The organism is uncultured Gimesia sp., assembly GCF_963972345.1.
GTDB lineage: Bacteria > Planctomycetota > Planctomycetia > Planctomycetales > Planctomycetaceae > Gimesia.
Window position 1 is genome coordinate 1 of sequence record NZ_CAXAVM010000113.1, and the last position, 22,543, is coordinate 22,543.

The window sequence follows — 22,543 nt, forward strand, 5'->3', positions numbered from 1 at the left end:
CTCGGTCCCCCCTCCCTCCGAACCGGACGTGCGGTTTTCCCGCATCCGGCTCTCCGGTCGGTAGTTTTACCTCCACGAGGATTGACTGGCCAGGGCATGGGACTGTTTCAAGGAGAACAACCCTTGCTCGGCAAAGTAGACGTTGGGCCAGCGTAAATGATCGTGTCCATGTCCTCGACCTTTCCCTTTCCGGCGTTTGCGAAGTATGCTCCGTAGACGCATGCGAACCCACTTATCCAGTATCGTATAAGTGGAAGGCTGGCAATGTTGAAAGTATTCAAACCAGCCACGCAGCGTCGGGTTGAGCTGTGTGATGACACATTGCAGGCTGTGCCCGTTCGTCCGCCGCGTCTTCTGCCGAACAGTGTCCTTGAGTTTCTGGAGACTTTTCTTTCGAGGGAAACGATACTGCCCCTGGAAAGTGTAGCCCAGAAAGTCGAAACTCCCTTCGGTCATGTCGACGATGTGAGTCTTGTCCGGATGCAGCGTCAGGTCGGCTTCCTCCGTCCACTGCCGCACCAGTTCCAGGGCTCGTTCAGCGTCCTCCCGGCTTCGACACAAAATCACGAAATCGTCTGCGTACCGGATCATCTCGAATCCGCTCCCAGCCATCAAATGGTCGAGGGGATCAAGATAGATGTTACTGAGCAACGGACTGATTACCGCGCCTTGAGGACTCCCACGTTCGGGAGTCCATTCGGTGAGGTCATCCAGAACCTGTTGTCGCAGAAACATCTCGATCAGCGTCAGCACCCGGCCATCGCTGATTTTCTTCCGGACCCGATTCATCAACTTATCGTGCGGAATTGTGTCGAAGTAGCTCTTCAGATCCGCGTCCACGACATGTGTATAACCGTTTTCGAGCAACTCATCGACACGCCGCAGCGCATCCTTACAGCCGCGTCCGGGACGAAAGCCGTAGCTTTGCTCGGCAAAATCCCGTTCGAAGATCGGTTCCAGCACATTGCGTAACGCGGTCTGCACCACCCGGTCCCGGACCGTCGGAATCCCCAGGGGACGCAGTTCTCCGCTCCCCGGCTTGGGAATCCACTGTCGCCGGATCGCCTGCGGTCGGTAATTTCCCTCCCGCAGTTGTTGCGACAGCTTTCTCAGGTTCGGAATCAGTTGCTCCTTGAAGCGTTCGATACCGACGTGATCCACGCCGGCAGCACCGCCGTTGGCGGCCACTTTGCGAAACGCCTGATACAGAGTCAGATCACGATAGACTTTATCGATCAGGCTGAACCATTGGCCTCCTTTCACCCCCGTTTCGAGGGCCGTCAACATGCGGTCTGTCCAGACGCACGGTTCCACCCAGTCCCAGCGGGACGGAGTTTCTCCGACTTGCTTAGCCGGAAACGGCACTCGCGTCGGTTTCTGTTCCGTGTCTCGGGGCATTCCACATCTACCTTCCTGCATCCCTTTGCTCCACGGGCGTTACCCCGCTTCATCGCTCTTATGGATGCTCTGACTCCTGCCCAACCGGCTCTTCGTACCGGGCGGTTCCGGACCTTCCGGAATCCGGCACATGAACGCCGTCCTTAAAATCGGGCAGGTCTCCCTGCTTCATCACATCAAACCTTCTGACCATTCCATCTCCAACCACCCCTCGTCGCCCCCGGAGCCGACCTGGTTTAGCACCACGGGCTGACCGTCGCGGAACCGTTTGCAGCGGAACCGCACCCACTTGGCAGGGTTTCGCACGACGTCACTTGGGCTTCGCCATTGGCTAGCTGGCTCGCCACAACGAAAAGCCGAATCGAGTTCGTCATCCTACGGACTGGTCATTCACATCCGGTTGCTCTCCACCTCCTCTCACAAGAACGCAGTTACCTTCTGTTACGAGGTTCAGGTCAAACCTCGGCAAGGACTTTCACCTCGCTGATTCGATGCGCTTGCAGGCGCACTAGCCCCGATACCCCGGTGGGCAGAGAGACGAACCCAGTCCATTTCAATGTTAGTTTTGTCTGAGACTGCTTTAAAGAACTTAGTTGTATCGAAATCATTAAGTAACACTGACAAGTCAAATATGCCCGCGAACAGATACCTTTGATATGTTTCGAAATGTCCCATGATTGTTGGTAGAGAAGCAGTAATGAGATGCTGCAAGCTATCAAAGCTATCTTTTGAATAATCTCCATCCTGTTTCTTTGGGAAATACCTAGTACAAAGATCGATTGAGCTTTTTGCTTCGACTGTATATTTCAGGAAAGCAACAGCAGGAGCTTTCAAATATTCTTCATGGCTTACATGAGAGTTTGATGCACCTGCTAGGTACTGATGAAATTCTTTTACAGGCTTAGACACCTAATTCTCCCTGAAGGCATAACGTCAAAGCTAACCGGGCAGAGGTCAGCGATATTGATTTCAGATTCCGCGTCCAACCGCTGCTCCGGTTCACCGATTTTTTATTTCGCCGTTTCAGGAGTATCACCGAGCAATTGTCGGAACTCGTTTTTCAGTTCTTCGAAAATCGGCGTGACATCGTTGTCCATCATGTCGACCGAGTCGTCCCACGAATCCTTTCCGGTTCGTTCATCGCGACCTTGTTCAACACCAGTCTTGAATTTGTAGATGACCTTAAAATGTTTGTTTCTAAAATCGTTGATTCGATCGGCAGTAGCTGCGGGCAAAAATATCTCGCGAGATAAGTAGAATTCTTCAAAATTCTCAAGGGCTTTGCCAACATCCTTCCGTCGATCCGCAAGTGAAGGCTGTCCTTCGAATCCGAATTCGCCTATGTAGCGACGCGTTAGCGTATGCAGGTTTCGCAGCCATCCGTAGGTTTCGGCGATAGTTTCAGCTCGCCGTGCGTGGAGATCGGCAAAACGCGTCTCTTGTTGGAAGGCATTGAGGCGAAGATCGGATTTCATCTGCTCAAGGGCAATGTCGTGAAGTGCCTTGAGTTCTGCCTTATGCGTTTCCAGTTTTTGATCGTACTCATGTTTGATCGCGTTCTTCAGTCGCTCAGTGATCCACGACTTTGTGAGCCATAGTATTAGGCCAGTAAGAACACTACTGACCCCGGCTGATGCCAAAATGGTTACGATGGATTCATACATTCTGTGTGGTAACATTCAGTGAAATAACAACCAAGATCACCGGGTGGGCGGACCAACACAAGTGATCGTTGAAAAAAACGTAACCGAAGGAAACGACGTTGAAACCGAAAACGTAGCCTGCTCCGTTGCATCGCCTTGATATGCCGTATTATTGAGTTGACTCTGACTTAGTGATGAACTCCCGAAGTTCTTTGAGGCTTTTCGTGTAGTCCGCACTGGCTTCGTTGTAGTCTTGCGGTTTCTGAAAGGCCGTGGCGTGGAACATCCGCCGAACCGCATCGAGCGGATCCCCAACGGTGAAACATGCAGAGACAGGTTGAATCTCCATGAGTTGGTCTTGGTATGATTGGATGTCTGCGCGGAATTGTCGCGCGAACTTCCCCCATTTTTCCGAATCATTGGAATCACGAACTGCTTGAAGGCTCGAGTGTAGAGTGACAATCTTTTTTTGCCATTCGCGATACTGCTGAATGCGATCTTTTGCGCGTTGTTGTTGGGATTGAGCAGCCTGCGGGCCACCAATTGTGAATTCCTTTTCTGCGGACACCGTGACGCCCAAAGAGCTATTTTCAACGAGCGGACCGGATAGTTTTTCGCCGTTGTCACCAATAATTTTCTTTACGATGTCAGGTTGCACGCGGGGAATTGGCATCACAATCTCAGCAACGTATATGCCCTCTTTGAGCCCACCGGTTGGCCCGAACGCTTGGGAGTCGAACGAACCGTCCGCGGCGACAGAACACTTTGACTGGCCCTGAAAGCCACCTCGCGCCCGTTCTTCAACGCTCAACATCAGTTTGGTATCTGTAGGCAGATTTGTCGTGCCGTGTAGCCGGACGCGTCCATCGGAAAGCTCCGTGACATCAAGTGTGATCGTAACGTCACCATCGAGTGGTGTCCGTACGGGTTCAACAGGTGCGGCAGCCTGATCTGTGTCGGAGAGTTTGGCTTGAACCGTCGGCGCCCTGGTGGATTTTGGGCGTTGGGTTGGCGTGTCGTTGCAACCGGTAAGCAGCAATACGAGGACGAGGGGTGTGTATTTCATTGCAGCCTCGACTTTACAGCATGACTTGAATATTAGACTGAATTATTTCGGTATAACTCATCAATGGTATGATTAGTGTAATTTTGTTTAATGCTCGGTAAATTGTCAAGCGAAAATTGAGGAAGGTATAACGAAAAAGAAGTTATGTTGAATGACTCGAATTCAGGCACGTAAGTTGACGGTTTTATGGTTGATTTAATCGATCATGCCAAAGCCCATTCAGATAGAAGTTGTCTCAGCGAGTCCGAATTCGCGAAAAGGCACGGGATCAGCTGGCGCGTGGGGAGTCCGCTTTTTGGGTCGATTAAAAACGCATTTGAGAAAACGTTTGAGTATATCGAACGAGGGCAAGAGCAACGACAGCGATAGGGAGTCCGCAAATTGGGTGGTTTCGTGGACAGTCCCTTACCTTAAATGACGAGTTTCGCAAACAAAATTCGGCGATGGTCAAAGAAATCAAGCAATGCTTTTATCTCATCAATTACCATCGTTGTCGCCTAACGCCTAAAATCACCGGGTTGCTGCCAGCGACGTTGATTTCAAAATCGGCCCTGCCGACAACTCCGGTGCATTTTTTTGTTAGGTTGCTTGTTGCGATGCTCGACGGGTTTGAAAATCCTGAAACTTCTGTTCGAGCACGAAACTATAAAGTAGAAGTGCCTCAAGGAACCCAATCGAGTCCGCGGCGTCTTCTTTGGTGATTTCAATGGCGATGTCATGCGCGGCATCGTTACCGACGAGTCGAAGACCGTTGGCCCAAGTGTGAAGCTTTTGGTCAATGTGACCGTCATTGTGCAGTCGGTCGATCCGAGATTTGAGGTTGCCGGACGTGATCCCCTTTTCGTGGCAAAGCGCCTCGACGGATTTACGACACATGATTACGCATGGTTCGTACAAGCCAGCGTTAAACGAACCCGTCGCAGACGTGCAGGACTTGGCGATAGTCGGCGGCAAGACAGAGGTGTCGAGATTGCGCGGCAATGGATAAAGAGTAATGTCGCCGGTCTGCGGTGCACACACTTCGCCGGGAATCTCGTAAAACTCGGCCTTCGTCAGGAAAACCTCGTTGCACCGGGAACATTCTGACAGCGAATATGTTGTGACGGCGTGGGGCGTATCACAGAGATCGCCGATTATTCCACCGTGTCGTGGCTCCGCATGCGCATGCGTAAAGAGAATCGACGCTGCAACTTGAACGTTGCACGTTGGGCAGTAGATGTCGATTGTCTTTGTTTCGGCGTCCATGATGATCGAAGCTTGTTGTATGTCTTTTGCAACCTAACTATTAATAGACAGAATAAGTTTTTTTTAAATCTATCAGGCTTTCTGTCTATTATCAACTGGCAGAGTGTGAACTGGCGTTCACATTAAGGATCATTCAGGGAAGACCGACATGACAGCGGATGTTGATTCTCCCATTTGGCAGTTTGAAGGTCGATGTGAACTCGCGTTGGTGAAAAAACCGAAAGATCTTTCCGAGAAAACGTATGGCTTCTCGGGACACTTGTAGGGTCCCTTTTATTATTCCTTTTAGCGAACTGCTATGGAATCTGTAGCTCATCAATTTAATCTATACATGGTGAATACGATCTTGCTGTACGCGAAATCAAAATACTATAATTCGTTCTAAACGATGAAAACCGTATTCTATTAGAACTCTGAAGCTGTCCGAAAATATTGAATTCGTAAAGCGGAAGACGCCGGACTAATAATTACGGGGGTTCGAATCGTAAAAATTAGTTTTTTTACATAATCTTTCACCGATTGGATTTGCCTTAAGTGGTGGAAACATAACAACATGCTGCTATATTTCATAATGAAGGTATGGAAGCCATCCTCTTCAGAGAACGCGAATAAAACCTTGATTGCATTTTATTGCGTAGAATCCTGATCTAAAAATCAAGTTCGGGAGACGGGTAACGATGACAGCCCAGAGGCGATCTTTCCTACCAAACGTTATTCATAGGAAATAATTCTTTCCAAGCTCCCTGATGCCGAGGTTCCCCCCATTCATAGGATACACAATTCTCCTGATATCAACGAAGCCCGGCAGCCCTGATCAGGCCACACTTTTCATTACTTGACTATAAGATTCTTGGAGTCACATACAGCCTGACATATCAATCCTATCTCGCGATCACTTAGCTGATGGTGACATGGCACATATAAATACCGAGACGAAATATTATCTGCTGTGGGAAAGTTGCCATCTGCATTAAAATGCTCTGACGCTATACATGAAAACAAGGGGCGACATTCAATTCCCTGATTACTGATCATGATAAGCGCACGATCCCTTGATGTTTTGTCCGGGTACAAAACCGGGAATCCGTGGGCGACAATTCCGTCAGACGCAACACCAAAATCGTCTCCTAACTGATTTGCGAGTTTCTGTACGACTTGTTTCCTGCTATTGATAATTTCTTCGAAATCATCAAAATGAGCCGTTGCATAAGCGGCCTGAAGATTAGACATTTTGCCGTTGAACCCAAGTCTGGGGAAGCGAAATCTTTCTCCCACTTCATCTCCCAGCCTGCCATGGGCTCTTATTGATCGACAGAGGATTGCAATCTCATCGTCGTTTGTAACGATCATTCCTCCTTCCCCACTTGTAAATGAATGTGAAACATACATAGAGAATGTGCCGGCCATTCCCATCGTTCCGGCATATTTTCCCGTTAGCTGACTACCCAACGCCTCACACGCATCTTCGAGGACCGGGTATCGGTGAGCGAGTTGACTTACAGAGCGACAGACTTTACCCATCAAATGCACCGGGTAGACAATGCAGTCATCTGAATCCGTGAATTCCGATATGTCATCCAGTAATCCATCTTCACCTACGTCAACAAATATGGGCGTAAGGCTTGCATGCAGAATTGCATTCGCCTGTGCAATGAAAGTGAGTGCAGGTGTGATAACATTTTTGATACCGGTTTTTGCTGCAATGGCGGATAAAGCAATGGCATCCGCCATCGTACCATTACAGACTGAGATGGCATGTTTTACTGCAAGCTTTTCACAGAATTTATTTTCCAGCTCCTCAACAAATCTTCCCCCGGCGATTCTGCCTGTACGAGTCGCCTCAAGTAAATTTTCGTCTGCTTCTCGCTTATAATTGACACAACCAAGTGAAACATGATGCGTTGCGGCATCTATTTCATACCTTCCGTCCAGATAGCTCTTGTTTGTCTTAAAATCATAGATCGTCCAATGATGTTTCAGACACCAGATATTAAACAATCTGTCAAATACAACTTCCAGACCTTTGCCGCGGTGATTAAGTAGGAATTCATGGGATTTCAGTTTCTCAGAGCTATAGTGAAGGAATGGAGTCAGCCAGTCCATAAACTGGTTAAATAACGATTTTTTCATTAACAGTGTCTCTGTCGTAAATCCAATCTTCAGATCAAAATAAATTCCGGGAATTTTATCATTCAGATCTGCAAACATACTTAACATCAATGAAGTAATGCCGGGGTAATCTTTTTCAGTCTGAGTAGCTACGCCCTGATTTGAACAAAAAGTTGATCCTGACAGAACATTATTCTTTTCCAGTAGCAATTCGATTTCGCCTGCAGCGAAACAACCAATTTCTGATCCGTCTTGTTTTTCAGTGGAGGTAAACCCGATCCAGTCATGATGATCTTCTCGTGGGTTTTTCCAGAAATGCTGCATTGCCGAAAAATGTCCAGGCTGTATCTGAAATTCAGATAAGAGTTGTTCTGGGCAGTGTCCTGACTTCGCTGGACTGCTGACTGCTCCAGACAAACTCTCCGAATAAATCGAAGCTTCCATTAAACTGATTGACTCATCTGATCGAAAGCAAGTCTGGTAAATCATGTGGAGTTTCCTGAGTGGTTAAGGCATCTATAGTTCCGGTCGATCTCTGATTGAATTTGCGCCTCGGACCACTAAATTCAATCCAAGTCCAACCTGTTTATCAGGTTCATAAAATGACATATAATTAATAGGAAGTTCGTTATTGGGTATTTGCTGACAGTTCCGTGGACCGTGCATAAAGACGAACAGCATATTTTGCTCTGAAGCCAGGAAATCGACTCTCGCCTACAAGTTTATAGCCACCAAACATCGGGACTTTCCAATTATAAGAGTCTGCATCCACAGCCCAGATCCATGTATCTCCGCGATTCGCAATATCTTCAGCAGTGAGATATTCGTCTGGATGCATGGCAGCGGCACCATGGGTAAATGGATAATCTTCTCCAGGATGAAAAGTGAATATACCTGGGCGTTGTTTCGTATGTGCAATCACGGAAACATAAATCGCAGGGTCACACACCAGCACCAGTTCATCCGGTTTACGACGGGAATCCACACTTGCCATCGCTCCCTGGATACCGGGCAGTTGGAAATCCGCCTCCCGATTATGCCATTGATGATATGCCAGAAAACCGCTGCAACCAACACACAGTAAAACCAGGGTATAGCGTATCAACCTTAAAGGAACTCTACTGACAAGTACTGCAATCGCTGCCAGCAAAAAGATCTGACTGAACATAAAATAGCGATCGTTAAAAATGTTTCGAGAGAACGCAGACACCAGTATTCCCGCCAAAAAAGGAAATCCAGAGGCCAAAGCCAGGAAATAGTCACCAGGGCGCCTACCTAGCGTAAGTAGCAGTACTACTAACAATGCGACCTGGCCAATGATTAAACCTATTGTGGGATTCAGATCCATTATGTGATCGACCCCAAACATATCGAACAACGTGCCTCCCGCAGTTTCCCAGCTAAATGGTTTTGTCCAGAACCCATCCACTACAAGCTGCCTTTGATGCAGAAATGAGGGAACCCAAGGCAGCCAGGCAAGACTGGTACACGTTGCTGAAACGATTAGAGGCAGAAAACGCTGAACCGTACTATTTTCAGGAGGCGTTCGATGGCGAAACGCCAGATAGCCTGTAGCAAACAGGTATTGAGCTGCCACTGTGAACAGGCCAAAGTTGTGGGTATAAACAAGCGCGATGGCCATTATGGTAAAAAAACACCAGTTACTTTTGTGGGATGGTTCCTGAAAAAGTGCTTTCAAGAGAAACCAGCTTGAAAATGCTGCTAAGGCAGTCCCCAACGCATACATGCGGACCTGGTACGACCACAAAATATGAAGTGGACTGAGTGCTATCAGAGCGGCAGCAAGAACGGCTGCCATGTTGACGGCCCTGGTACATTCTTTCGTCTGTTGATCTCGATACGCTTCCCGGACCACGAGAAAGGTACCGATGATCGCCAACAGCCCTGGTATTAGACTGGTTAATCTGGTTGCGAATGTGGAAGAGCCGAACACTGCCATCCAATACTTCAGTACAAAATAGAAAAAGGGGGGATGTGGATCTTCCCGGGCATGTACCAACAGTTCAGGTTCGGAGAACTCAGCCATCTTGAGACAGAAACTTTCATCGAACCAGAAAGTCATCGCACTAATTCGCTGAGTTCTTAATCCAATCGCAATTAATATCACAACAATCAGTAACCAGACAGTGAAACCGAAATGGTGCCTCTCTCCCATAGAATTGACTGATAGGTCAGATTGCATCACTTTTCTCAGTCCCTGTGCTTCATCAGAAATCTCAATCGGACACTTTCGTATTGATCACTTTGTTTTCTTTTTCTGGTTTATCATCACGCACGTATAATCTCAAAATGAGGTCGGCATAAAATTCCGGAAATTTCATTTCTCCCGTTTTATTCCATCCGGCAGGCATATCAACGGACCAACTGTGGTTAAACCAGCGTTGTGCATCCAGAGTCCAGACAGCCTGTACTGAATCATCAAGAGATTGTGTTGCTGAGAAATATTCGCCGTCTCGAATGACGGCAGTCCCCTGATAATAGGGATACCTGTCTGCAGAACCGCTGACAAATATGGAATTACGATTTGTGGCATAAGCGTCAGCAGAGGTATATAACATCGGATTACAACAGATTAGAATTTCTTTCGGTCCCCGTGTCTTTTCAAAGCGGGCTATCGCAGCTTGCATGCCCGGCAGTATAGCATAACGTTCTCTGATTTCAGTGTGTCTCCAGGCAAAGAAGCCCATTCCTGAAATGACAAGAACTGTGATTCCTAAACGTAATGGTTTTATGGGAAGCCGCGAAAGCAGGACGGCAATCGCGATTAACATGAAAATCTGTGAGAATTGTAAATAGCGATGGGCGAAGACACTCCTTGACAACTTGGATATGAAGGCCGCGGTAAATATCGGTAGACTGGCAGCCATGGCAATGTAGATATCGGCAGGACGTCGTCCCATTATCAGAATTGCGAGGAGTACAAAACAGACTTCAGCTGCGATCAATCCGGTGCTGGCGGAATTTGAGAACCATAAATTCAGATCAAAAAGTAAGAACAGCTGAGACCCAAAACGATCCCAGGTTAGAGGACTGCTCCAGAATGCCTGATTTACATGCGACCTTTGATATAAGAACTGCGGAATCCAGGGTGACCACATAAACCAGACACAGGCAGCAGAGATGAGTAATGGCTTTAAATTAGCCAGACGCGCTGAGACGTTTTTTTCGGTAGAATTCAGGAAGAGATAACCACAGGCAAATACATATTCGACAGCCAGGGTAAAGATTCCAAAGTAATGGGTATAGACCAGCAGGATGGCAGTAACGGTAAGACAAGCCCAGTCACGTGTATGTGTTTGATGTTTGTTGAGCGCACGAAAAAGCAGCCAGCTCGATAAAGCAGTGAGCGCTGTCCCCATTGAATACATGCGGATTCGCTGAGCCCAGGAAATGTGTAACGGACAGAGCGCCATCAACAATGCTGACGTGACTGCTGCAAATATCGCTTGTCTTTTTCCATTGTCATCCTTCTGATTCCGATATGCTTCGTAAACAAAAAGATAAACACAGGCTACTGCGATAGTGCCGAAAACGACGCTCAGCATACGTGTTGAATATATTGAACTGCCGAATAAGCCCATCCATGCTTTTAAGGTTAAATAGAACAGGGGCGGGCTAATATCATCAGGGATTCGCTCCAGCATTTCTCCCGAGGGAAATTCAGCCATTTTGAGGCTGAAACTTTCATCAAACAGATAGCCAACTTCAGATAAGTACTGAATTCTGAGAACAATGGCTATTATTGTGATGGGAATAAGCCACCATAGTGCGGCATACGATCTAGAGGAAGCCGTCTCCTGTTGTGGTGCATCCAGAGTGATCATTTCAATAATGCTCGTTTCTGCAGTTCAAGAGTGAGTCCCTCTCAATATTGATATTATGACTCTGTGATATTCGTTTCAGGCAACATGGAAGACACTTTAGTCATCTCGACACAGGCTGATGCCTGAGTTTTAAGTAATCCTTCAGGATGAAAACAATCTTACCTCCCAAAAATTGATCCTGGAGGTCAATCTGCCTCCGGCTTCTGTAGCAGTTCACAGATCACGCGGAATCCAACAAACGGGCTGGATTTCCAGGGAGGCATCATCGCATAATCAATCCGGCAGGGTTCACCGGTAAATCGCCAGTCACTGCCTCTCACAACTTTAATGTACCCCTCGCCAGGTCCGCGAGGATTTTTCTGCGGTGACCTGGTATAATAATCTCGATCAAACCAATCAGAACACCACTCCCAGACATTCCCGCGCATATCGTGTAACCCGAATTGGTTTGGCGGATATTGTCCGACAGATGTCACCGGTAACGGTGGTCTGATTCCTGCTGCATTCCCCGAATCATCCTTTTCGGTTCGAGTAACGGTCCAGAGGAATGGGTCTGAAGAACCAGCCCGGCAGGCGTATTCCCATTCCGCTTCGGTGGGAAGCCGATAGGTACGACCGGCTGCCTGTTCTTCCGGGAGTGCAGAGAGCCGTTTACAGAAATCTTGTGCCTGATACCATGTTAACTGTTCGACAGGATAACTGTCATATTTCTGTTCCCCTGACTGTTCAGACAGGTGGTGGCTCGGATTGCTTCCCATGACTTGCTCATATTGTGACTGGGTCACTTCGAAACTTCCCAGAAAATAATCTGTGGTAATTGTGACAACGTGTGCCGGAGTTTCTGGTGGGGGATTAAAATGATTTCCTTTATCTTGTACCCCCATTGTAAATTCACCTGCTGGTATCAGCTTGAAATACATATCGAGTGAATTCGTCAATTCAGATGGGTACTCGTTTGATGGTTTCAGGTCAGAAAACTGATTCTGGAGTTCTGCCTCTACATTGACGTTTTCAGTAGAAAGTTGCTCTGCAAAATGCTCTGAATCAAACAGGTCTGCAGGTGCTTCACGAGAATGAATTGCATGCCAGAGTCCTGGATCAATCTCATCTGAAATAAACCGGCTTGCCCCGTCGAGGAAAAGCACATTCGCGCCTCCGGTGTGACGACTGCGGGCTGTGGCATTGGTATTACTGTCCAAATACGAAACACAGGGCATTCCTTCACGGGTCAGGGTTTCTGTTCCCACTGTTTCATGCAGCCGGGCACATCCCAGAATGTCATCTGAGCGGGGCCATTGATTATTAGGTCCATAGTCATCTCCGTTTACCCCGTGAGCCCAGGTGATGCTCCCTCCAATCTGGCCAAATGCCCACACCCCGCGGGGATCGACTGGATGAATTCCGGCCCGGACTTCATCTAATACGACCAGAGACGAGTTACCATTCACGAAATCATCCGGCTGAAAAGCAATATTGATACCAGCAACTCCGTTTCCCCAGTATTGAAAGACTCTATTTTCCTGATCCATCTTTAACTCGGCTCCGTCTCCAGTCGGAATCGTTGTGGAGCCGGGAGTGAGTCGCATGTTGTGGGACCCGCCATTGATGGCATAATTGCCACGGGCAAATTCGACAGCCGAGCCTGAAATCGGTTCGAACTGATGTGAATTACCTGGCTGACTATAATCATCTTCTGGACAACTCATCAATGACAGGGTTGCCTTTCTGATCGGTGAATTCTGCTTTGAACTAATCTTTTGATGGTAATCCATCTGGTTCGCCAGCTGTTCCTCTCCTATAAAAGGTAACAGCATTAATGCCCAATTGGCATGGGTAAACAGATCGGGGCGTGTGCTCATATTAAGTGCTAGAGAGTGCAGTTCATTAGTGCTCCAGACCGCCGCGGGTGGCAATGAACCATGTGTGGTTTGATAGGCCTGCAACCCTAACCCCAGTTGTTTCATATTCTGCTGGCATTGCAGCATTCGCGACGACTCACGGGAATAGATAATCAGTGGAGAAATGATCGCAATCAAAATGGTGACTATGCAGATCACAAGCAACAGTTCAACATTTGTGAAACCAAACCGTTTCACTCGAAGTGAAAATTGGATCTGTCGTTGAATCATACGATTTCTCATAGTCTTTATTCTTAAATGGACTTCATACCCGTTTGTAGATGCAGCACTTCCCTGTAGCAGTCAGGCTTTTTTAAAACGGGATCGAAACAGAAATGTTACGACTCCCAACACTAATAAAATATTCAGTCCCAGAACCACGGACATCATGCTGGAATCTTCCCCGGGGGAGTTTGACTGAGCTCCTGCCTGCAGACTGCTGGTGTTACCCGTCTTAAAAGACATATCTGGTGAAATAATCTTGTGGCCTGCAGCTGAATTAAGTTCCGCAAGACTGATCAGTTTGTCGTCATTGACGTCAGCCTGATAAAAGGCCTCTTCGATCTTTAAAACGCGTGGCTCCTGACTTCCATCCAGCTTAATTTTGCCACTATTTTTCTCTGTGGTCAAAAATTCATCCAGAGTAAGTGAGCCATCCTGATTCTTATCACAGTGTGTAAAAAACAGCTCTTTGGGAACGTTGCTCAGATCAACCGTAAATTTGAACTCATTAAATTCAAGGTATCCACTGTCGTTGATATCCAGACGATCGAAGTATTCCTGACGTAGCAAATTTAATTCGAGCCCGGAGCTCCAGCCCAGTTCTGTCAGACTTAATTTACCATCACGATCGACATCTCTTGAGTAAGATATCCAGTTTTCAACACGGTTGGCAGACAGGGAAGTACGGTACTCATCCAGCGACAGCACACCGTCCTGATTTAAATCAAACCCCGGAAAAGTATAATTAGCCAGTGGCTTCAGGAAGGGGGCGGTGCCTTCCAGCAACTCGCTTTCATCCAGAGAAGCATCATAATTGAGATCCATCTTGCGAAATTCCGCTATCGGATCAAGCAGATGTCCCGGCATCTGTCCCCATTCGGCTAACGTGATTTTCTCATTATGATCTGTATCCCCCTCCTGAAAACGTTTCGTGCCAGCTTCCTCTCCCATTCGCTGGTAGTAAGCCATAAATTCTTTGAGGGTCAAGTTGTCGTCATGATCCCGATCCAGGGCTTTGAAGTGCCACCAGTAAACGATTTGCCCCGTGGGTAAATGCAGTGGCAGACCATCCAGTCGGCGTAACCCATAGCCAGCCTCCAACAGCCAGCAACAGTCATCCCGACTGATAGCCCCGTCAGCATTTCGATCCCAGTCCTGCCAGGTGGAAAGTGCCAGACCGAGAATTATTCTGCCCATGCCGACTTTTTGAAATTCTTCCTGCGAGAGCGTGCCGCTCTGGTCCGTATCCCACTGTTTCCAGTGTTTGTCGATGTTCTCCATCTGTTTATCGACGAGAATTGTCAGGGGGTTCGTTAGACTGCCACGTAACGGAGCTGGTGCCATTCCCGGGATCGTGGAATATTCATGAATGGACAATATCTCATCGTAATCCCGATCAAAGAGTAGAAAGTCACGCTTCGCTTCGGTCAGTTTATCCTTGGGAAACGATGCGATGTATTCTGCCTTGGATAGAAATCCGTTCTTGTCCGTATCGCGACTTTTAAATCCCAGTTCCAGGATGATATCGGGCGGCGCCTGCTTCATATCAACAGAAAAAGTGAATTCATCCAGATCGAGATAGCCATTTGCATTCCTGTCCAGCCGGTCCAGATACTCCTTTCGCAGCAGGCTCAGTTCCAGTCCAGAGGTCCAGGGGAGTTCATCCAGACTTAATCTGCCGTCATGATCCTGATCGCGCCCCACGACCATCCAGTTTTCGATACGATTACCCAGTAACGTCAACCGATACTCATCCAGAGAGAGTAAGCCATCCTGATCCGTATCGAATCCAGGAAAAACGGTCTCTGCGAGTGGCTTCAGGAAAGGGGCAATCCCTGCAAGTAGCTCCTGCTGATTGAGGAGACCATCAAAATTGGCGTCCATTTTACGAAATTCTGAGATCGGGTCGAGGAGAAAGCCGGGCATCTGCGCCCACTCCTGAAGCGAGAGCGTTTCGTTCTGATCCGTGTCGCCCTGTTGAAAACGCTTTTGAGCGGCTTCTTCTCCAAAGCGATTGTAATAGTTCTGGAACTCTTTCAAAGTCAGCTGGTCATTGTGATCACGATCAAGGTCTTTAAAATGCCACCAGTAGACGACTAATCCAGAGGGTAGCTGGAGAGGCTGCCCATCCAGTCGTCGCATTCCATAAGCGGCTTCCATTACCTGACGGCAGTCTTCCAGACTGACTTTTCCATCTCTGTCCCGATCCCAGTCTTTCCGCTTGAGGGCTGTAAGACCGGGGATTTGCGTATTCAGTTTTGAGGATGCATACTCATCAGACGACAGACTGCGATCTCCATTCTCGTCCCAGTTCGGCCACTGACTCTCTATTGCCGCCATCTGTTTTTCAATCAAAGGCAACAACGGATGCGGCAATTCGCCACGCAGCGCCAGGGGAACTACTCCCGGAATTGTACAAAATTCAGCCAGGGATAACTGATCATCCCCATCCAGATTAAACAGCTGGAAATCGCGTTTTGCTTCCGGCTGCTTCTCCCTGGGATATGATGCGACAAATTCTTCAACGGTGACACGGCCATCCTGATTGGCATCCCGGCTCTGGAAATTGATCTGCAGGACGATTTCCGCGGGTGCTTTGCTGTTGTCTATGGAAACCTTGAATTCATCAATGTCGAGAAATCCATTCTGATTTACATCCAGTCGCTGAAAATATTCCTGTCGTAACAGACTCAGTTCCAATCCCGGCGTCCAGGCCATCTCTTTCAGGCTTAAACGGCCATCATGGTCGGCATCCACGGAAGTGACATCCCAGTTCTCCAATTTGTTGGCCGGTAATGTCATGCGGTATTCGTCTAATGAGAGTTTTCCATCATGATCCAGGTCAAATCCCGGAAAGGTATAGCCAGTTAAAGATTGCAACCATTTTGCTGTCTGATCGAATAATTCATCTCGATCCAGGTAACCGTCCAGATTAAGGTCCATCTTTTGAAATTCAACGATGGGATCCAACAAAAGCCCGGGCATCTTCGCCCATTCACGTAAGGAGATCATCTGGTTATGATCGGTATCCCCTTGTTCAAATCTTTGCTTTCCTTGCTCCTCACCATATAGCCGATAATAACTCAGAAATTCTTCCAGAGTCAGCTGATCATTGTGATCACGGTCCAGGTTTTTGAAATGCCACCAGTAAACGATCTGCCCCGATGGTAAATACAGTGGCTGACCATCCAGGCGCCGCAAACCGTAACAAGCTTCGAGCACCTGTCGGCAATCGTCGCGACTGACTTGTCCGTCTGCATCGCGGTCCCAGTCTTTCAGTACCACCGGCGGTAGTCCTGGAATCTGCTCAGTAATCTTCGCGTTCTGCAATTCATCTGGAGACAGGCTGTTATTCCCATCTGCGTCCCATTGCTTCCAGTGTTTGTCGATGATCCCCATCTGCTTTTGGATCTGGGGCATCAGGGGATGTGGCAAACCACTGCGCAATGCCGCTGGAACCAGTCCCGCAATTGAACGATACTCCTCGAAGGACAGATTATCATCTCCATCCCGGTTGAACAGCAAGAAATCCCGTTTTGCCTCCGGCTGTTTTTCCTTGGGAAAGGAATCCACAAATTCTGTCTCTGTGACCCGTCGGTCCCGGTTGGTATCCCGGCTGTAATAAACAGCCTTTAACGCAATTTCTGCAGGAGCTTTACCACCATCGACCGCCACTTTGAATTCATCAAGATCGAGATAGCTATCCTGATTCAGATCCAGTCGCTGAAAATATTCCTGTCGCAGCAGGCTTAGTTCGAGCCCCGGAGTCCAGGCCATTTCTTTCAGGCTCAGACGGCCATCATGATCAGTATCCCGAGAGATCACATCCCAGTTTTCGACGCGATTTGCCAGTAAGGTCAAGCGATACTCGTCCAGTGAGAGTGTGCCATCCTGATCCTCATCAAATCCTGGAAAGATAAATTGTGCCAAGGGTCTCAGAAAGGGGGCAACTTCCTCGCTCAATTCGTCCTGGTCTACGCGGCCATCAAGGTTCTGATCGAGCTTTTGAAATTCAGCGACCGGATCGAGCAGGAAACCGGGCATTGCAGCCCATTCTTTCAAAGAGAGTGATTTATCATGGTTCGTGTCTCCATCCTGAAAGCGTTTTTTGGCTGCTTCCTCTCTAAAGCGATTGTAATAAGCCTGAAATTCTTTCAGGCTCAGCTGGTCATTGTGATCGCGATCCAGATCTTTAAAATGCCACCAATAAACGACCAGACCGGACGGTAACTGCAATGGCTGACCATCCAGACGGCACAAACCGTAACAGGCTTCAATCACCTGTCGACAATCTTTCCGGCTGACCTGACTGTCTGCATCCCGATCCCAGTCATCCAGAACTACCGGCGGTAAGCCGGGGATCAGTTCATTAACCTTGGCATTCTCGAATTCTTCTGGAGACAGGCTGTCATTCCCATCCACATCCCACGACTTCCAATGTTTTTCAATAACTGATAACTGCTTATCGACCAGAGCAGTTAAGGGATGGGTTAACTCGCCACGAAGTTCGACCGGAGTCAACCCTGGGATTGTGCGATACTCATCGAACGATAGATTTTTATCACCATCACGATTAAACAACAGAAAGTCCCGTTTCGCTGCCTGTTGCTTCTCCATGGGGAATGAAGCGATGAACTCGGCTTCGGACACATGGCCATCCTGATTGGTATCTCGAGAATTATAACTCACTTTCAGTACAATTTCCGCAGGGGTTTTTGTTGGGTCGACGACGTAATTATATTCATCCAGATCGAGAAAACCATTCTGATTCACATCTAGACACTGGAAATATTCCTGACGCAACAGGCTCAGTTCCAGGCCGGGAGTCCAAGGCATTTCTTTCAAGCTCAATCGCCCATCATGATCTGTATCACGTGGTATTATGCTCCAGTTTTCTATACGATTTATGGGAAGTGTCATCCGAAATTCATCCAGTGACAACTGACCATCATGATCCAGATCAAAACCTGGAAATGTATATCGCGCCAAAGGACGCAGGAAGGGCATGACTCCATCCCGAAATTCCTGCTGATTTATTTGGCCGTCCAGGTTTATATCCATTCTCTGGAATTCAGCGACAGTATCAATCAGGTTACCAGGCATCTTTGCCCATTCCGACAGAGTGATCAATTCATTTCCATCTGAATCTCCCTGTTGAAAACGTCTTTTAGCATCCTCTTCACCAAAGCGATTGTAATAGGCCTGGAATTCCTTGAGAGTCAGTTGATCATCCCGATCTCGGTCCAGATCTTTGAAATGCCACCAGTAGACAACAAGACCGGTTGGTAACTGTATTGGCAGACCATCCAGACGCCGCAAACCGTAACAGGCTTCGATCACCAGACGGCAATCTTCGCGGCTAATTTGCCCATCTGTATTCCGGTCCCAGTCTTTAAGAACCACTGGCGGTAGCCCTGAAATCTGCTCATTGATTTTCGCGTTCTCGAATTCTTCTGGAGACAGGCTGTCATTCCCGTCAACGTCCCACTGTTTCCAATGTTTATCGATGACAGACAGTTGCTGTTCGACCAGTGGAGTCAATGGGTGCGATATCGAACTGCGAAATGATTGAGGAACCAATCCTGGAATGGAGCAGTATTCATTGAAGGAGAGAACATCATCGCCGTCCCGGTTAAACAACCGAAAATCCCTACCAGCAGCAGCTTGCCGATCTTCGGGGAAGGAAGATATGAATTCCTGCTCTGTTACACGTCCGTCCTGATTAGCATCGCGAGCCTGAAAAGCGGCTTTTGTTTTTTCAAGAGGACTCGTAACAGAAGCGGTTTTTGGCTTTTCCTTCTTTGAATCGATGGTCTGATTCTCAGGATCTGCCGCAAGAGTTGAGTGACTGTAGAGAAGAAAGATGAGAATGAGAAAGCAAGAATAAAAGACAATTTTGTAAGATGGATGGATGAGATACCTGAAGCCCAACATGATCTAATGTCTCCAAGGACAAATTGACAGTTCGTTTTTCTCATACTACTCACATACCCACATATGTACAACAGCTTTTATTAAAGATATTGAAAAATCAAGAACATACCAAATCCCTGTTTTTATCAATGAGAGTTTGGTCGATTCTTATTTTTTTCTCTGCTGAAACAGCCAGGCAAACATTCCACCATCAATTGCATATGTCGGAGTCCAGCTGTCATGTTTGATTCCCTCCAGCTCCTGATAAATGGGATTCCCGCCTGCCTTGCAAAACGCATCTACCATGTCTCTTGAACTGGTAACGGGAACGATTTCGTCCCGCGTGCCATGCGCGACCCAGATCGGGAGATGGACAAAACCGGAAACCGTGTTCGTGTTGCCGCCACCACAGATGGGAACTGCCGCTGCAAACAGTTCGGGATAACGGGCGATCATACTCCATGTTCCAAATCCTCCCATCGAGTACCCTGTAATGTAGATCCGCCGTTTATCGATTGGATATTTGCGGGAAATATCCAGAATCATCTGGTGAATCTGGTCCAGCAGGTTCTGATCATTGTCATCGGGAGAATCTGCTGCGCATGCAGGAGAAGACCAGTTCATATTGCGCGGGCACTGTGGTGCCAGTAGAAAACAGGGATACTTTTCCTGCCAGGGGGACTGCGCCATTTGCTGCGCCAAATATTTGAGTTGCCGCTGATTGTCGTTCCCGCGTTCCCCTGCGCCATGCAGTAGAACAATCAAGGGATAGAACCTGCGTGCTTCAATTCTGTCAGGCTTCAAGATTCTTGCTTGAAATTCGATGGGTTTATTTGAGTCCGCTGGGATGACCAGAGTTCGCAGGGGGGCAAACCTTCTGACTAATTCGGGAGCCAAATTTACTTCTGTTGGGTTTTCATAATCATTTGATTGCATGTATACAATCAAACCGATGTTTACGAGACCCCAGAAAATAATCGTTACAATTGTGCATTTTGTGATTTTCATTTTTGACTCAATCACATTCAAATATTTTTAATCAATATCTTATCGAATTGTCGTATCAGGATTGCAATCTGGAATATACTCACATGCAATTCGAATCGCGACAACAGGGCTGGATTGACAGGAACTGGCTTAGGATAATTGGATCTACACTATGCTCCTGAAATGGGCCAGTTTTTTCCACTAATCACTTTGCTATATTCGTCTACAGGAACTTGAGGAGCTACCAGAGAGGCGTATTGGCAGGAATTTCGATCTAATCGGCCTGAACACCTTACCCAGACATTTCCTCTCATAATCTTCACAAGCCAAACTCTTTAGCAGAAAATATTCCAGTCTTTATCACAAGAAGTGGAAGCGAATTCCGGTCGCTATTCCAGAGGAGCATGTTCACTTCATCTCAAATTGAACTGACAGGGTCACCTCAAATAAGAATTCAGCAAACGCAGTACGATAACGACTGCAATGCCTGCCAGGATCAGATGACAAGCGATTAAAACAGAAATTCAATGGGTGCTTCTTTTTGTTTTTCGCAAAATAAAGACGATTGCACCAATAAGTAATAAACCATTTAAAGTAAGAACAACCCATATTTCAGTGTTTCCGCCAGCCGCCTCTGATCCATCAGTTTTACCGACAGTCAGACTACTCATGTTTTTTTTCTTTTGAACTAGATTGGGGGCTATCGCTTCCAGACTTGGTTCACTTTGGAATTCAAGTTGATCAAGTTTTTTATTTATATTGATATCAGCTTTCCGAAATGCATCTTCAAGCCGCGCAAGTCGGGTTTCGTAATAAATTACCTGCTTTTCGTTGGCATTTGGAGGTAGCTTGAGGTTCCCCGAATACTCTTCAAAAGAGAGACTCCCATCCTGATCAAGATCAAGTTGTGCAAACATCGTCCCCAGGTTAGCTTTAGAAGGAGCTGCATTGAAATTAAATTCATCCTGGTCGAGTTTCTGGTCTTGATTGAGATCCAATCGCTCAAAGTATTCCACTGTCAATGTCGCTGCCAGCAGACCATCCCCCCAACTGAATTCAGAAAGATTCAAAGCTCCATCCTGATTCCGATCTGATCGCAATGAGTGCCATTCGCGGGCCAGATTTGAAAACGGCGTCTGACGGAATTCATCGAGCGAAAGATGTTGGTCACTATCTAAATCAAAGGCTCCAAGTAGATGCTCGCTCACGTCTTTCGTCCAAGACTCGGCAGCCGCGACATGTTCTTCCTGGCTTAACAGTCCATCTCGATCTGTATCCGCTGCCAGAAAGATTCCCACAGGATCACGCCAGTGACTCGCATCCGTCTTCCACTCATCAATGGTTAGTTTTCCGTAACCATTCTGGTCCCACAGTTTAAAGAGAGTTGACGTTTGCTTGCCATCATGAAAACCAAATTTTGCTATCTTTGCTTCTTCCCAGTCAATCTGATGATCGTCGTCAAGGTCCAGATGGTCAAACAGCATGGTCGTCAGCATCCGTCCCGAAGGTTCCCAAAGCAGCTCTCCTGTGGTATACCGCAAACCGTAGGCAATCTCCAGTACCTGTTCGGCATCCTCCAGATCCACAAAACCATCAGTATTACGGTCCCAGTCTTCCCAGACCGTCAGTGCTAAGCCGGGAACGGAACGCGCAAGACCGCTCCCGGAGAACTCGGTCTTATTCAACTTGCCATCACTGTTTGTGTCCCACTTACTCCATTCGGGCTTCAGTTTCTGCAACCGCTCAGCTACGCGCTCGACAAACGGATGAGAAAGTTTGCGCTGGCTCGGGGAAACGAGGTTCAGATATTCAGCGAAGGTCAGACGCTGATCCTGGTTTTCATCAAATATCTTGAAATTACGCGTCAACTCCGACAGCCTTTCGGCAGGAACTGAGAACAGAAATTCTTCTGGCGTCAGAATTTGGTCGCTGTTATCATCTAATATTCGGAATTCGTTTTCCAGGATGATCTGTTTCGGCTTCCGGCGTTCCGTAAATTCAGTGAGGCTCAACTGCTCATCCGCGTTGCTGTCCCAGTCATAAAATTCACGTTTCGCTTGCCTGCGACTTGCTCCTTCTTTTTTGCCTAGATACTCGGCAATCGACAGAAATTGATTCTGATCTGTATCCAGTTCCTTGAATTTCATCGCAAAATACTGAGGGTCCCGTTTGGTGGTATTAAAGGAAACTCTTTGAGGTCGAGTTTCCCGTCCTGAT

12 protein-coding genes are annotated in these 22,543 nt (G+C 47.5%); all 12 read right to left on the reverse strand.

Annotation, left to right across the window (positions count from 1 at the left end; genetic code table 11):
• Nucleotides 1-66 precede the first annotated feature (66 nt).
• Complete coding sequence (gene ltrA, locus AACZ40_RS18005; RefSeq protein WP_339675285.1) at nt 67-1,398, reverse strand: group II intron reverse transcriptase/maturase; 1,332 nt, start codon at nt 1,396-1,398, stop codon at nt 67-69.
• Nucleotides 1,399-1,848: 450 nt separating this feature from the next.
• Nucleotides 1,849-2,307, reverse strand: coding sequence for a hypothetical protein (locus tag AACZ40_RS18010; protein WP_291172973.1), 459 nt, complete (start codon nt 2,305-2,307; stop codon nt 1,849-1,851).
• Between the two features lie 101 nt (nt 2,308-2,408).
• Entirely contained in the window at nt 2,409-3,062 is a 654-nt protein-coding gene (locus AACZ40_RS18015) for a hypothetical protein (RefSeq protein ID WP_291172976.1), read from the reverse strand.
• 148 nt (nt 3,063-3,210) lie between these two features.
• On the reverse strand, nt 3,211-4,107 hold the full coding sequence (locus AACZ40_RS18020; RefSeq protein ID WP_291172978.1) for a hypothetical protein: 897 nt from the start codon (nt 4,105-4,107) through the stop codon (nt 3,211-3,213).
• A 579-nt stretch (nt 4,108-4,686) separates the two neighbouring features.
• Nucleotides 4,687-5,352, reverse strand: coding sequence for a DUF4145 domain-containing protein (locus AACZ40_RS18025; RefSeq protein WP_291172981.1), 666 nt, complete (start codon nt 5,350-5,352; stop codon nt 4,687-4,689).
• Between the two features lie 831 nt (nt 5,353-6,183).
• Nucleotides 6,184-7,950, reverse strand: a complete 1,767-nt coding sequence (locus AACZ40_RS18030; RefSeq protein ID WP_291172983.1) for a DegT/DnrJ/EryC1/StrS family aminotransferase — start codon at nt 7,948-7,950, stop codon at nt 6,184-6,186.
• A 139-nt stretch (nt 7,951-8,089) separates the two neighbouring features.
• Nucleotides 8,090-9,664 carry a glycosyltransferase family 39 protein gene (locus AACZ40_RS18035; protein ID WP_291172986.1) on the reverse strand — a complete coding sequence of 525 codons (1,575 nt, stop codon included), beginning with the start codon at nt 9,662-9,664 and terminating at the stop codon, nt 8,090-8,092.
• A 34-nt stretch (nt 9,665-9,698) separates the two neighbouring features.
• Nucleotides 9,699-11,306 carry a glycosyltransferase family 39 protein gene (locus AACZ40_RS18040; RefSeq protein WP_291172989.1) on the reverse strand — a complete coding sequence of 536 codons (1,608 nt, stop codon included), beginning with the start codon at nt 11,304-11,306 and terminating at the stop codon, nt 9,699-9,701.
• Between the two features lie 185 nt (nt 11,307-11,491).
• On the reverse strand, nt 11,492-13,447 hold the full coding sequence (locus tag AACZ40_RS18045) for an SUMF1/EgtB/PvdO family nonheme iron enzyme (RefSeq protein ID WP_291172992.1): 1,956 nt from the start codon (nt 13,445-13,447) through the stop codon (nt 11,492-11,494).
• 60 nt (nt 13,448-13,507) lie between these two features.
• Nucleotides 13,508-19,066, reverse strand: a complete 5,559-nt coding sequence (locus tag AACZ40_RS18050; RefSeq protein WP_339675292.1) for a hypothetical protein — start codon at nt 19,064-19,066, stop codon at nt 13,508-13,510.
• A gap of 441 nt (nt 19,067-19,507) precedes the next feature.
• Nucleotides 19,508-20,143, reverse strand: coding sequence for a prolyl oligopeptidase family serine peptidase (locus tag AACZ40_RS18055; RefSeq protein ID WP_291171818.1), 636 nt, complete (start codon nt 20,141-20,143; stop codon nt 19,508-19,510).
• A gap of 707 nt (nt 20,144-20,850) precedes the next feature.
• Nucleotides 20,851-22,543: EF-hand domain-containing protein (locus AACZ40_RS18060; protein WP_339675295.1), on the reverse strand; the 1,693-nt coding region annotated here is incomplete at its 5' end.

Coding starts and splice junctions, on each gene's coding strand:
- ltrA (WP_339675285.1), bottom strand. CDS start 1,398: ATGCCCCGAGACACGGAACAGAAACCGACGCGAGTGCCGTTTCCGGCT.
- AACZ40_RS18015 (WP_291172976.1), bottom strand. CDS start 3,062: ATGTATGAATCCATCGTAACCATTTTGGCATCAGCCGGGGTCAGTAGT.
- AACZ40_RS18020 (WP_291172978.1), bottom strand. CDS start 4,107: ATGAAATACACACCCCTCGTCCTCGTATTGCTGCTTACCGGTTGCAAC.
- AACZ40_RS18025 (WP_291172981.1), bottom strand. CDS start 5,352: ATGGACGCCGAAACAAAGACAATCGACATCTACTGCCCAACGTGCAAC.
- AACZ40_RS18030 (WP_291172983.1), bottom strand. CDS start 7,950: ATGATTTACCAGACTTGCTTTCGATCAGATGAGTCAATCAGTTTAATG.
- AACZ40_RS18035 (WP_291172986.1), bottom strand. CDS start 9,664: ATGCAATCTGACCTATCAGTCAATTCTATGGGAGAGAGGCACCATTTC.
- AACZ40_RS18040 (WP_291172989.1), bottom strand. CDS start 11,306: ATGATCACTCTGGATGCACCACAACAGGAGACGGCTTCCTCTAGATCG.
- AACZ40_RS18045 (WP_291172992.1), bottom strand. CDS start 13,447: ATGAGAAATCGTATGATTCAACGACAGATCCAATTTTCACTTCGAGTG.